This window comes from Staphylococcus ratti (assembly GCF_020883535.1).
GTDB lineage: Bacteria > Bacillota > Bacilli > Staphylococcales > Staphylococcaceae > Staphylococcus > Staphylococcus ratti.
Genome location: NZ_CP086654.1, coordinates 2,233,702 through 2,246,194, shown reverse-complemented (window position 1 = coordinate 2,246,194; position 12,493 = coordinate 2,233,702). Strand labels below are relative to the sequence as shown.

Here is a 12,493-nt window from a genome sequence, read left to right as displayed (position 1 = left end):
GCGCACACACAAAATTTTTAATTGACAATGATTATCACTATTGACAGAAAGATTTAAAATAAGTATTATGTTTTTAAATCGTCATCATTACGATTTGTATATTGAACAATCGCTTTTCAAAGGAGATTAGTTAATGAAAGATATTGTTCATTTTTCTAAATTTAATCCGTCTGGAAATATGACGGTGTTAGTAGATTCAGAACATCGAAGGTCTGACTATGTGACCATTGCCAATCAATTGATGCAAACGACGCATGTATGTTGTGAGCAAGTAGGATTTGTGATTAAGCCTCAAACACATACGGAGCGCTATACGTTACATATGAGTGGTAATGAGTTTTGTGGCAATGCGACTTTATCGATGTTGCATTACTTGAAAGAAAGGGACTTAGTCGAAAATACACAGTTGTTGCTTCAAGTTTCGGGGGTAATGGAACCGACACCTTGTGTGATTCACGGTTTGGGAGATTATGAAGCGACGTTACCGCCTCATGAATCACATGCGTGGACGACTGTAAGGATGGGTGAAGATACGCTTCAAGCGTTGAAAATATGTTATGCGTCTTATTGCCATTATGTTATTCCGATTACGTCTTACGATGACAGTAGGCGTGAAGATGTCGAGACGTTTGTGCGTTCAGAAACATGGGCGAATCATTTTAAAACGATTGGCATACTATTGTATGACGAACAGCAACATCAATTGTATCCGCTTATTTATGTGCCGGAGCTTGGAAGTCTAATCTGGGAACAAAGCTGTGGTTCAGGAACGGGTTCCATTGGTGTTTTTGAAGCGCTTAAATCAAATGGAAAAGCTGATGTACGGGTTTATCAACCAGGGGGCGCGTTGCGTGTATGTGCAACGCTTAATAAGAAGTCACAAATTTCAATAAGGGGTCATGTAAAAACAGTAGCAACTGGATTAGCTTATTTAGAATAGGAGAATATTATGAAGCAAAATATCCAAATCGAGACAGAAATGGAACTGGAATTGGAATTGGCGACATTTTATCGTAATTTTGTTGCCCATTATCAAAAAGTAGCCCTCAACTTTGAATCTATTTCAGAGCTAGAAAATGAAGTAGATCGGTTCAGTCGATACATACTTAATGAAAGCAATACTTTACGTTTTCATGACTGGCAAACTACACAAATGCGTCCGCCTAGTATCGTCCCGGCACTCGCTGATATTACAGCTAAATGTGTAAAATTAATGGAAGTGCTGCGTGCGAAGCGTTTAATTTTGGGAGAACAGACAGATACGACGTATTTCCAAAACATTGAGCATTGTATTCAAGAAGAATTTGGACAATTCGAAATTACGTCGAATGACACTGTATTGTTAGTCGGTTCAGGAGCTTATCCTATGACGCCGATTCAAATTGCTAAAGAAACTGGCGCAAAAGTGGTTGGAATTGATATCGATGCTGAGGCGATTGATTATGGTCGTCAAGTGATTGAAGCGTTAGCGCCAAACGAGCCGATTGAATTATATCAAACGACGGTGGATCAACTCCCGCAAATTAAAGACGTCACACACGTTATTTTTAGTTCAACCGTCCCAGTGAAATATGACATTTTAGCGCAACTTTATGCGTTAACAGGACCAAATACAGTCGTTGCGATGCGTTATGGGAACGATTTAAAATCTATTTTTAATTATCCTAAACGAGATACTAATCCGAAGCAATGGGTGTGTGTAGATGAAGTGATTCAACCGGATCAAATTTTTGACATTGCTGTGTATCAAAAAGCGGATATTGCGAGAGGTAGCTAATGATGCCACAGCGTATATTAATGTTAGGAACAGGTCCTGTAGCAGTACAACTCGCAGTTTTATTTCATCGCTACAACCAAGCAGAGGTGACATTTGTAAGTCGAAGTCACGTTTCAGAGCGCTCACAACAATTTGTTGACGCTTTAGCGCGCGATGGTTTTGTCAAAGCATCCGTTCAAAATGCTAGCCATCATAGTTTAGAAGGCAGCATTTCCAATTGTAAAGTTTTTGAATCTTATGACGTTGTAGAAGGCACATACGACTTTCTCGTATTAGCTTGTACGGCAGATGCGTATATTGACACGTTAAAACAATTGCCGGAAGCCGTTTTAAAATCGGTAAAAGGGGTTTTACTCGTTTCTCCAACGCTTGGATCCAATTTAATTGTAAAGGCACAATTGGAGGCGATACAGCCGCATATAGAAGTGGTTAGTTGCTCAACGTATTTGGGAGATACACGTGTGACGGAGCACAGTCAGCCGAATTGCGTTACAACGATGGGTGTTAAAAAGCATTTGTATTTTGGATACTCTCATCCATCTTCTATTTTGAAGTCACTTTTAGAACGTTTATTCACACAAGTGGGTCTTCCTGTCACCTATGTTTCAACACCGATAGAAGCCGAGTCGCGCAACAGTTCGTTATACGTACATCCTGCGTTGTTTATGAATACGCATGCGCTTAAAGCTATTTTTTATGGCACGGACGTTCCTTTTTACGTTTATAAATTGTTTCCTGAAGGGCCTATTACGATGGACTTAATTCATGAAATGAGGTGCATGTGGCAGGAAATTTCAAATATTTTAAAAGTGTTAAACGTCACGCCATTAAACCTTCTGCGTTTTATGGTAGAAGAAAATTATCCTTTGCGCGCTGAGACGATTTCGAAACAACATATTGAGCAATTTGAATCGCTTTCTGAGATAGAGCAAGAATATTTATTGTACGTGCGTTACACGGGTATTTTAATCGATCCGTTTTCACAACCCGATGATAAAGGATTTTACGAAGACTTTTCTGCAGTTCCTTTTAGAAAGATTTATCAAAATCAAAAAGGTGTGTGGGAAATTCCGCGTATGCCTCACGAAGACTATTATCGAACTAAAATTATTCAAGGGCTCGGACAAGCGCTCAATGTAGAAACACCGATGATTGACACACTACTGACACGCTATGAAACTACGCTTCAACATTTTCACAAAGCACATCCGAACTTAAAGAAATCACAGCAATTTTTCCCTAAAACATTTGATGAAGAGATGATTTGTATACACCAAGGACTTCAAGGACGTTAAGGAAAAGTGGAATGAAAGGAAAAAGATTATGAAAAAGACATTTAAATGGTTTATTTTAGCATTAACAGCACTCGTCGTATTAGCCGCTTGTGGGAACTCAAAAGCATTAGAGCAAAAGAAAGAGGAGAAAAATCTTACGTATGCCACTTCTAAAGATATTGGGGATATGAATCCACATGTTTATGGAGGTTCTATGTCTGCGCAAGGTATGGTTTACGAATCTTTAGTCGATAATACGCAAAAAGGGATTCAACCATTACTTGCGAAATCATGGGATGTTTCTGAAGACGGTAAAACGTACACATTTCATTTAAGAGAAGGCGTTAAGTTTCACGACGGTACACCATTTAACGCTGAGGCTGTGAAAAAGAATTTTGATGCGGTTCAAGCCAATCAATCACTCCATTCATGGATTAAGCTTTCAACGATTATTGATAAAACTGAAGCTAAAGATGACCATACGTTTGTATTAAAATTAAAAGAGCCTTATAACGCGACGCTAGAAGAGCTTGCGATGACACGTCCATATGTCTTTGTCTCACCAAAAGCCTTTAAAAATGGTGGTACGAAAGATGGGTTGAAAGCATTTAGTGGAACGGGCCCATACCAACTTAAAGATCATCAAAAAGACGAAAGTGCCACGTTTGAACGTAATGAAGATTACTGGGGTGGCAAACCAAAACTTAAAAGCATTGTAGCGAAAGTCTTACCAGCTGGTGAAACGTCTTTCTTAGCATTACAAAAAGGTGAAGTGAACTTTGCTTTTACGGATGACCGTGGAACAGACAATGTCGACAACGAAGCAGTGAAAAAATTGACAGATTCAAACGATTATCAGTTAAAACGCAGTCAGCCAATGAATACGAAAATGATTGTAGCGAACTCAGGTAAAAAAGGAAGTCCAGCAGCGGACAAAGCAGTACGTGTAGCGCTTTGGCAAAGTGTGGACCAAAAGAGTATTTCTGACAAGATTTTAGATAAAACAGAAAAACCTGCCCATACGTTATTCTCAAAAAATGTACCGCATGCGAATGTGGCATTAACTCCACGTCACTTTGATTTGAAACAAGCTGCTAAAACGTTAGATGAAGCAGGATGGAAGCAGAAAAAACAAGGTGAATTGCGCGAAAAAGACGGTAAAAAGTTAGAAATGAAATTGTATTATGACAATAACTCAAGCTCACAAAAGCAAGAAGCGGAATTTATCCAAGCAAAAGCTGAAGAAATTGGTATGAAGTTACACATCGTAGGTGAAACGTCAGATAAAGTGGCAGAGCGTCGTACATCAGGTGATTACGATTTACTATTCAACCAAACGTGGGGCTTACAATACGATCCACAAAGTACCATTTCAGCATTTAAAACAGATACAGGATATAAATCTGCAACATCAGGTGTTGAAAATAAAGCGGCATTATATGCCAACATTGATTCAGCTTTAAAAACACAAGATGCGAAAGAGCAAGATGCAAAGTATCAAGATATTTTATCGACTGTTCATGATGAAGCCATCTTTATACCGATTTCACATGGTGGTATGACAGTCATCGCACCGAAAGATTTAAAAGGTATTTCATTTAAGCAATCACAATATGAGTTGCCATTTGAACAAATGGATTATAAATAAGGAGTGACATGATGGGATACAGTATCGTTAAACGTTTATTACTGACCCTGCCGCTTCTCATAGTCATTAGCTTTTTAACTTTTGCATTGACGCGACTCTCTGATGAAGATCCAGCCGTTGTTATTTTGCATGCGCAAGAAGTTCCGAATATTACACAGAGCTTGATTGAAGAAACGCGAGCAAAATATGGCTTAGACGCGCCATTTCTTGTGCAATATTGGGAGTGGTTAAAACAAGCACTACAATTTAAGTTTGGGCAAAGTTTCGTCACAGGGGATGAAGTGAGCACACGTATGTGGCCAGCATTTTTTAACACATTAAAATTGACGCTAGTATCGAGCGTTGTCATTATTACGATGTCAATTGTATTAGGCACTTTAACAGCACTGTTTCGTGGCACATGGTTTGACCGTGTGACACGAAGCACTGCTTTCGTATTAACAGCAATTCCTTCTTATTGGTTAGCGGCGATCTTGATGATTTATGTTTCGGTAAACATGAATTTATTACCGACATCGGGTCTAACCGGTCCTGAAAGTTATGTGCTCCCGGTTTTAACCATCTCATTAGGTTATATTGGCATTTATTTTAGAAATGTGAGAAGTGCGATGATTCAACAATTAGATCAAGATTATGTACTTTATGCGCGTGCTATGGGTGTAAGTTTTCCAACAATCGTGATACAAGTGATTCGCAATGCGATGCAAGTTGTTGTTTCTATCTTCTGTATGTCTATTCCTCTGATATTAGGTGGCTCTGTGGTGATTGAAAATATTTTCGCATGGCCGGGAATGGGACAGTTAAGTGTAAAAGCAGTCATGGAACAAGACTTTCCAATTATTCAAGCTTACGTGTTAATTATTTCAGTGCTATTTATTTTATTGAATACACTTGCCGACATCATTAATATGTGGCTCAACCCAAAATTAAGGGAGGGCGATTAAATGGTAGTACTTCAACGATTATGGCAAGACCGTGGTGCAAAAGTTGCACTATTTGTAATTGGTCTGTATTTAGTGTTAGGTATTTGTGCACCGTTAATAACGCCTTATACGCCTACTGCTGTAGATATTCAAAATAAATTTGCTGGTATGTCTTGGGCACATTGGTTAGGTACAGATCACTTAGGCAGAGATATTTTGACGCGCTTAATTTTTGCGATACGTCCGAGTTTAATGCTAGTACTTGTCGCTTTGTTATGCGCTGTGTGCATCGGAATGTTGTTAGGCTTTATAGCAGGATACTTTGGAAAATGGATTGATAAATGCTTAATGCGCGCATGCGACGTTATGTTATCTTTTCCGACATATGTGATGACGTTAGCATTAATCGGTGTACTAGGTATCGGCTTAAAAAGTATTTTTGTCGCATTCATTATTACGCGTTGGGCGTGGTTTTGCCGTATTATCCGCACTAGCGTAATGCAATATAGAGACTCTGATGATGTAAAGTTTGCGCGTGCGATAGGGTTATCACACACACGAATTATTTTGACGCATATTTTACCGTTAACTTTAGCGGATATTGCAGTCATTTCGTCTAGCTCAATGGTGTCGATGATATTACAAATATCAGGATTCTCATTTTTAGGATTGGGTGTTAAAGCGCCAACTGCAGAATGGGGCATGATGATGAATGAAGCACGAAAAGTCATGTTCAGTCATCCTGAACTTATGTTTGCGCCAGGAATTGCGATTATTATTATTGTACTTGCGTTTAACTTTTTATCAGATGCCATTCAAATTGCGGTAGATCCTAAATTGTCAAAACAACAAGCAAGACAACGCATGAAACGAGGAGTGATCTCATGAGTCAGCCACTTTTAGATGTTCAAAAATTAACGTTAATCGACAGCAATACGAATCATGTCCTCGTCCATCATTGTTCATTTCAACTTGAAAAAGGCAAAATTTTAGCCATCATCGGGGAAAGCGGTAGCGGTAAATCGATCACGTGTAAAGCGTTACTCGGTTTAAATGACCATAATATTCAAATGAGCGGGCAAGCGCGTTTTAATGAAGTGTCACTGTTAGAACAATCAGAAGCACAGTTGCGACATATTCGTGGTAATGATATTGCGATGATTATGCAACAAGGGGGTACAGCCTTTAATCCGTCATTTACTTTAGGGCATCAAATGCGGACGATTTTAAAACATCATGATATTAAAGATAAAAAAACACAACATACGTTGATAAAGTCTTATTTTGATATGTTAGGCTTGCATGATTTTGAGCGAATTATGCGCGCTTATCCACACGAATTGTCCGGAGGCATGCTACAACGTTTGATGATTGTAATGGCACTCGCTTTAAAACCTGAACTTATCATTGCGGACGAGCCTACGACAGCGCTCGACGTAATCACACAATATGAAGTTTTAAAAGAATTTCAACATATTAAAGAAACGATTGGCTGTGCAATGATTTTTATTTCGCATGATTTGGCTGTCGTAAAACATATTGCAGATGAAGTTTTAGTGATGAAAAATGGCGATGTGATTGAATATGGCCCGGTTGCCGAAGTACTTGATCGTCCGAAACATGCGTACACACAATATCTTGTGAATGCCCGAAGTCAACTGACAACTTATTTTCAAAAAGTAAGAGGTGACACATCATGCTCGTCGTAAAAAATGTAAAAAAATCTTATCGTGATCAAGGGCGTCGACGATATCGAGAAGTCGTCAAAGGTGTCAGTTTTACTTGTACTAAAGGTGAGAGCCTTGGCATTATTGGAGAGAGTGGAAGTGGGAAATCCACACTCGGACGTATGGTTTTAGGCATCGAAAAACCTGATAGTGGACGAGTTGAAATTGATGAACAGTGCGTTTGCAAACGTGATGTAAGAAAAGGTCGGTTGAGTGCGGTATTTCAAAATTACAAGTCGTCATTACATCCGTACTTTAACGTCGAGCAACTATTAAAAGAACCTTTACAACAGTTGAAGTTAACTAAGCAAGAGCGACATCAAGAAATGGTGAGGTTACTTGAGGCGGTTGGGTTAGATGAAAGTTTCTTAAAACGCTACCCGCAAATGATGTCCGGTGGTGAAGCGCAACGTGTTGCTATTGCAAGGGCAATTAGTACGAAGCCAGATTATTTAGTATTAGACGAAGCAATTAGTGCTTTAGACATGTCCATTCAAACACAAATATTAGATTTATTAGTCCGTTTACGTGACGAATACAAGTTGAGTTATATTTTTATAACGCATGATATTCAAGCGGCTACTTACCTTTGTGATCGCCTATTTATTTTTAAAGATGGCGAGATTCAAGAAACTTTAGACAAACATCAAATTCATGATGCAAAACATGAGTATACGCGTGCGTTACTCGAAAAACAACTTATATATTAGGAGGCGACGTAATGAAAGGAGCGCTCGCATGGCCTTTTTTAAGGCTATATATTTTAGCGCTATTTTTCTTTAGTGCAAATGCGATTCTTAACGTTATGATTCCGTTAAGAGGGCACGATTTAGGTGCAACCAATACAACGATTGGTATTGTCATGGGCGCGTACATGTTGACGGCAATGTTATTTCGTCCGTGGGCAGGTCATGTTATTGCGAATATCGGGCCAATCAAAATATTGCGCTGGATATTAGTGATCAATGGGATTGCACTCATCATGTATGGCTTTACGGGATTAGAAGGTTACTTCATTTCCCGGGTAATGCAAGGGGTGTGTACAGCATTTTTCTCTATGTCACTACAAATTGGTATTATCGATGCCTTGCCTGAGGAAGACCGTGCTCAAGGTATTTCCCTATACTCTCTATTCTCATACATACCTGGAATCATCGGACCACTTATCGCTGTTGGCATATGGCAATTAGACCAAATGAGCTATTTTGCGATTGCTATGATTGTGATTGCGATTACAACGGGCGTCTTTGGTTTTAGTGCGACGTTAGATACAAATGTTCAAAATGACACGCCAACGCGTGAAAAAGAAACATTACCATTCGGTCCGGTGACAGTGTTTGTACAGTTTTTCAAAAACGAATTTTTATTTAAAGCAGGCCTAGTTATGTTAGTAGCTTCCATCGGTTTTGGTGCAGTCGCGACTTTCATCGTGCTTTACACACAAACGTATGGCGTAGGTCACGCAGGTATTTTTCTCGCCATTCAAGCAATTACTGTCGTTTTAGCGCGATTTTATTTGCGACAATATATTCCTTCTGATGGACGTTGGCATGTAGGATTCATGTTGAAAGTGATGAGTTTATTAACTATTGCAGTGTTAGGGATAAGTGTAGGTCATATTGTTGGGGCATTTGTGTTATATATAAGTGCAGTGCTGATTGGTATTGCTCAAGCGCTCATTTATCCGACACTCACGTCGTTTTTAAGTTTTAAATTACCGAAGCACGGGCGTAATATGTTGCTCGGTTTATTTATCGCAACGGCAGATTTAGGTGTTTCACTTGGATCAGCGTTAATGGGACCGATTGCTGACTTAACAAACTATGCAATGATGTATCTCATTTGTGGTATTTTACTTGTTGCGACGACACTTTTTTGTATAGAGCGTCGAACACGTTTTATAGAGAAATAAATCCAATAAATAAAAAAATAGCGGTGAAGCCATTCTATAATGATAGAGTGCTTCATCGCTATTTTTTATAGCTTTATAACTAATCAATTTCTGGTTTTTGCCAGTCACTGTATGGTTTACATAACAAACATTGTTGTTTTTTCTATAAAGTTATATTTTATGTTATTTTAGCTTTTGTTTCACTAAAAAAACCAAAAAATAAGATAAAAAATAAAAAAGCATAGAGAAAGATTGAAAAACTGCACATAAACAATGTATATTAGTAAGGCGAGCTTATTAAAAAAAGACCGGAAGTGGGGTTCCGGCCTACACTAATAGCACGTGCTAAGAGGGTTTATTGCTGTTAGAAATTGAAATAATTAGGATTGTCTGTATCAAAACTTGGAAAATGATAGACATTCGAACAACTTTCAATTTCTAACATGTAATAATTATAAAACATGAACATTAGAAACAAATTAAAAATGCTCAAATTATTTAACTTTTTCTCTGTATGTAAAAAGTAATTTTAAGAATAACAATTAGGCATCTAGAGCGTTCGCATACTTTGAGGGTGCAAAACTTCTTTTTTGAAAAATTTCCTTTCGTTTACACTTTAAATTAAGTATGTTAACATGATGAACGTTGAAAGTTAAAGTGAATGATAGGGAAGTACAAATTGTGTTTTCTAGGGTTCCGTATTCGTTAGTTGAACGAATAGACTGGTCCGAGAGAAAACCCATGTGAATGTGAGTTCGCATGACACGGAAGGACAAAAGCCTGGGAGATTTATGTATACATAAGTCTCTCAGGTTCTTTTTTTGAAGGAGGTAGGAGGATGAATTGGATCAAACTCATTATAGGTGCATGTTTTGAAGTGGCTTGGGTAATCGGACTCACACATGCGACACACCTTTGGGAATGGGCACTGACAGTCATCGCCATTACATTCAGCTTTATATTATTGCTGAATGTGACCAAACAGATTCCAGTAGGTACAGCATATGCTACGTTTGTTGGTTTAGGAACCTCAGGTGTGACATTGGTAGATTTTCTAGTTTTTGGTGAACCTTTCAATGTAATGAAGCTGATGCTCATTTTTGTATTGTTATTAGGTGTCATTGGATTGAAATTAGCAACGACTGAAACTGAGGAGGCGAAGTAAATGGCATGGCTAATTTTAATTTTAGCGGGTGTATTTGAAATGTTAGGCGTGGTATTTATGAATATTTACGCCAAAACCCAGAAAAAAATTGCAATTTTAGGAATAGCTGTGACATTTGTATTAAGTTTTTCAACTTTGTCACTAGCATTGCATACAATTCCAATGAGCACAGGTTATGCCGTTTGGACAGGTATTGGTGCAGTTGGAGGAGCACTGATCGGCATCGTATTTTATGGAGAAAGCAAAAATATATTCCGTCTCGTATGTATATTTGTCATTCTTGCGAGCACAATAGGTTTGAAATTATTAAGTTAAGCATTTGGATGATTTATTGATAAAGGAAGGGAAAAAATGAAATTTATTATTAGTTGGTTATGTATGAGTATTTTAGGGTTTCTTGGGTTAATGTTACTTTCGATTGTGGGTCATCATTTTGATTGGATGAACACCGTTTTAGGGGCGGTTTTATTTGGCTTATTAATAACGTGGACATGTCATCCGATTAAGCCTAAAGATTTTTTAGGTCAACATAGAGTGTGATTTGACGTTTTGATTATACGTTCATAAGGAATAATTATCATATAGATGTTAATCACATATGAAGGGTGGGAGAAGATGAATCTTATTAATTTACTTTCTGCCATTGGTTCTATTGGGACATTTATTATGGCATTATTCTATTTTGTTTCAGTGTCGATACAGCTGTATCAAATGAAAATGAGTTTTCTGCCTGCGTTAGGTTTTAACCAAATCTTAATGACGCATCAAGGCGAACATCTTACGATTAGAAATATGACGACTACCGAGTACCATCAGCAAGGTGATGGCTTTTTAAAGCTTTATAATATGGGAGCTGGAGCGGCAAAACAGTTAAAGATCGATATTTATATCGATAAAGGTCATGTGTTACAAGAGAAATATGTCAGTATTCTTCCGAGTAAAGAAGGCTATATGTTGCCGATGAATGATGAAGTATTTAAAGAATTAAAACGAACAGTTCAAAATAATGATTATGAATCTAATTTAAAAATTAAAATTCAATTTAAGCATAACGTGAGTCGCAAAGCACAGACGATGTATTTAAAAGGGAAAATAAACTACTTTAATCGTCATGAAGATTGCGACGTTTATGAGTTACAATTCATTCAAACAGATGAAAAAGATAAAATGTAAAAAGCACAAACGCCAAGGTAGTTATGACGTTTGTGCTTTTTCATGTTCATATAGAAGTAAGGCTAAGGCGGTGTCTAAATGAGGTGTAGCAATGTGATGAACTTGGGCGCGCTTTTGAATGTACCCTTGTATCGCATCAATTTCTAATGGTTTTTGATGGGTAAGGTCGTAATACATACTCGTTCCCATATCTTCGGGATAGCCTTTGTAAATTGTCATGATATCATCTGTTAGTGATGGTTCGAATTGTAAGCCGTCTGCTTGAGCAACACGAAGGCCTTCATCTATTAAGTTACGGCAAAGTTGTGCCATTGAGGGATACTTTAATACTTTTGAAGTATCGCGTCCTAAAGCGGTCACAGTATTAATACCAAGATTGACAAGGAGCTTATACCATATGTTATGTTCAATGTTACGTTCGAGTGTCAGTTCAAGTTTTGATGAAGTTAATATTTGTGCAAGCGCGCGCGTATGAGGATCCTCTTGAACGTGAAGACGATAGTCTCGAAAATGTGTCACGTGGGGATGTGTTTTTTGTCCGCTAATGTAGACGACAGCAGGATAAACGTAAGGATGCGCGATTTTATCATGTTGACCGTAACCATTTTGCGCTAAAATGATGCGCGTCTCTTTGTGACACAAGCGTTCTATATCAGCTAAAATCGCATCTAATTGTGTTGTTTTTACAGCAACAATAAGCCAATCATAATGTGTGTTTGTATGTTTTAAAGCTTTGACAGAAACAGCATGTTGTTCAGACGTAGCATACTCATGAAAGGTCAGTGTTTCATCACGCTTTCCTAAAAGATCAACCTGAACAGAAGTGTTGGCCAATGCCATTGCTATCGATGTGCCCACGGCTCCTGGGCCGATAACCGCTAAAGTAATCATTTTAGTTGCTCCTTTTGTTGAATT

14 protein-coding genes and 1 riboswitch are annotated in these 12,493 nt (G+C 38.1%); of the genes, 13 read left to right on the top strand and 1 reads right to left on the bottom strand.

Translation table 11 applies throughout. From position 1 onward, the window contains the following. The first annotated feature begins 133 nt into the window (after positions 1-133). The 13 genes from cntK to LN051_RS10925 all read left to right on the top strand — a co-directional run bounded on the left by cntK (position 134) and on the right by LN051_RS10925 (position 11,578). Positions 134-940 (top strand): histidine racemase CntK, encoded by an 807-nt coding sequence (gene cntK, locus LN051_RS10985; protein WP_229292540.1) that lies wholly within the window; start codon positions 134-136, stop codon positions 938-940. 9 nt (positions 941-949) lie between these two features. Next, entirely contained in the window at positions 950-1,777 is an 828-nt protein-coding gene (gene cntL, locus LN051_RS10980) for a staphylopine biosynthesis enzyme CntL (RefSeq protein ID WP_229292539.1), read from the top strand. A 2-nt stretch (positions 1,778-1,779) separates the two neighbouring features. Next, positions 1,780-3,072, top strand: a complete 1,293-nt coding sequence (locus LN051_RS10975; RefSeq protein WP_420854010.1) for an opine metallophore biosynthesis dehydrogenase — start codon at positions 1,780-1,782, stop codon at positions 3,070-3,072. Between the two features lie 28 nt (positions 3,073-3,100). Beyond that, a complete protein-coding gene (gene cntA / locus LN051_RS10970; protein WP_229292537.1) occupies positions 3,101-4,699 on the top strand; it encodes a staphylopine-dependent metal ABC transporter substrate-binding lipoprotein in 1,599 nt (532 codons plus the stop codon). An 11-nt stretch (positions 4,700-4,710) separates the two neighbouring features. Continuing rightward, positions 4,711-5,643, top strand: a complete 933-nt coding sequence (opp1B, locus tag LN051_RS10965; protein WP_229293682.1) for a nickel/cobalt ABC transporter permease — start codon at positions 4,711-4,713, stop codon at positions 5,641-5,643. After that, entirely contained in the window at positions 5,644-6,510 is an 867-nt protein-coding gene (gene cntC / locus LN051_RS10960) for a staphylopine uptake ABC transporter permease subunit CntC (RefSeq protein ID WP_229292536.1), read from the top strand. Continuing rightward, positions 6,507-7,331, top strand: a complete 825-nt coding sequence (cntD, locus tag LN051_RS10955; protein WP_229292535.1) for a staphylopine uptake ABC transporter ATP-binding protein CntD — start codon at positions 6,507-6,509, stop codon at positions 7,329-7,331. The genes cntC and cntD overlap by 4 nt, the downstream gene beginning before the upstream one ends. Next, on the top strand, positions 7,319-8,059 hold the full coding sequence (locus tag LN051_RS10950) for an ABC transporter ATP-binding protein (protein ID WP_229292534.1): 741 nt from the start codon (positions 7,319-7,321) through the stop codon (positions 8,057-8,059). The genes cntD and LN051_RS10950 overlap by 13 nt, the downstream gene beginning before the upstream one ends. 11 nt (positions 8,060-8,070) lie before the next feature. Then, positions 8,071-9,261 carry a staphylopine family metallophore export MFS transporter CntE gene (cntE, locus tag LN051_RS10945; RefSeq protein ID WP_229292533.1) on the top strand — a complete coding sequence of 397 codons (1,191 nt, stop codon included), beginning with the start codon at positions 8,071-8,073 and terminating at the stop codon, positions 9,259-9,261. Between the two features lie 656 nt (positions 9,262-9,917). After that, positions 9,918-10,029, top strand: a riboswitch (guanidine-I (ykkC/yxkD leader). Between the two features lie 49 nt (positions 10,030-10,078). Next, the gene (locus LN051_RS10940) at positions 10,079-10,405 is read left to right on the top strand and encodes a DMT family transporter (RefSeq protein ID WP_229292532.1); all 327 of its coding nucleotides are present in this window, start codon (positions 10,079-10,081) and stop codon (positions 10,403-10,405) included. Further along, positions 10,406-10,720: a DMT family transporter gene (locus tag LN051_RS10935; protein ID WP_229292531.1), complete on the top strand. Its 315-nt coding sequence runs from the start codon at positions 10,406-10,408 to the stop codon at positions 10,718-10,720. It begins immediately after the preceding gene. 36 nt (positions 10,721-10,756) lie between these two features. Further along, a complete protein-coding gene (locus LN051_RS10930; protein WP_229292530.1) occupies positions 10,757-10,945 on the top strand; it encodes a hypothetical protein in 189 nt (62 codons plus the stop codon). 75 nt (positions 10,946-11,020) lie between these two features. Then, positions 11,021-11,578, top strand: a complete 558-nt coding sequence (locus tag LN051_RS10925; RefSeq protein WP_229292529.1) for a hypothetical protein — start codon at positions 11,021-11,023, stop codon at positions 11,576-11,578. 21 nt (positions 11,579-11,599) lie between these two features. On the opposite strand, the gene LN051_RS10920 is transcribed toward LN051_RS10925, so the two are convergent. Then, the gene (locus tag LN051_RS10920) at positions 11,600-12,469 is read right to left on the bottom strand and encodes an oxidoreductase (RefSeq protein ID WP_420853978.1); all 870 of its coding nucleotides are present in this window, start codon (positions 12,467-12,469) and stop codon (positions 11,600-11,602) included. Between the last annotated feature and the right edge of the window lie 24 nt (positions 12,470-12,493).

Excerpts from the sequence above, each read along its gene's own strand:
- cntE (WP_229292533.1), top strand. The coding sequence starts at position 8,071 with ATGAAAGGAGCGCTCGCATGGCCTTTTTTAAGGCTATATATTTTAGCG.
- cntC (WP_229292536.1), top strand. The coding sequence starts at position 5,644 with ATGGTAGTACTTCAACGATTATGGCAAGACCGTGGTGCAAAAGTTGCA.
- LN051_RS10975 (WP_420854010.1), top strand. The coding sequence starts at position 1,780 with ATGCCACAGCGTATATTAATGTTAGGAACAGGTCCTGTAGCAGTACAA.
- LN051_RS10925 (WP_229292529.1), top strand. The coding sequence starts at position 11,021 with ATGAATCTTATTAATTTACTTTCTGCCATTGGTTCTATTGGGACATTT.
- cntD (WP_229292535.1), top strand. The coding sequence starts at position 6,507 with ATGAGTCAGCCACTTTTAGATGTTCAAAAATTAACGTTAATCGACAGC.
- LN051_RS10930 (WP_229292530.1), top strand. The coding sequence starts at position 10,757 with ATGAAATTTATTATTAGTTGGTTATGTATGAGTATTTTAGGGTTTCTT.
- cntK (WP_229292540.1), top strand. The coding sequence starts at position 134 with ATGAAAGATATTGTTCATTTTTCTAAATTTAATCCGTCTGGAAATATG.
- opp1B (WP_229293682.1), top strand. The coding sequence starts at position 4,711 with ATGGGATACAGTATCGTTAAACGTTTATTACTGACCCTGCCGCTTCTC.
- LN051_RS10935 (WP_229292531.1), top strand. The coding sequence starts at position 10,406 with ATGGCATGGCTAATTTTAATTTTAGCGGGTGTATTTGAAATGTTAGGC.
- LN051_RS10950 (WP_229292534.1), top strand. The coding sequence starts at position 7,319 with ATGCTCGTCGTAAAAAATGTAAAAAAATCTTATCGTGATCAAGGGCGT.
- cntL (WP_229292539.1), top strand. The coding sequence starts at position 950 with ATGAAGCAAAATATCCAAATCGAGACAGAAATGGAACTGGAATTGGAA.
- LN051_RS10940 (WP_229292532.1), top strand. The coding sequence starts at position 10,079 with ATGAATTGGATCAAACTCATTATAGGTGCATGTTTTGAAGTGGCTTGG.
- LN051_RS10920 (WP_420853978.1), bottom strand. The coding sequence starts at position 12,469 with ATGATTACTTTAGCGGTTATCGGCCCAGGAGCCGTGGGCACATCGATA.
- cntA (WP_229292537.1), top strand. The coding sequence starts at position 3,101 with ATGAAAAAGACATTTAAATGGTTTATTTTAGCATTAACAGCACTCGTC.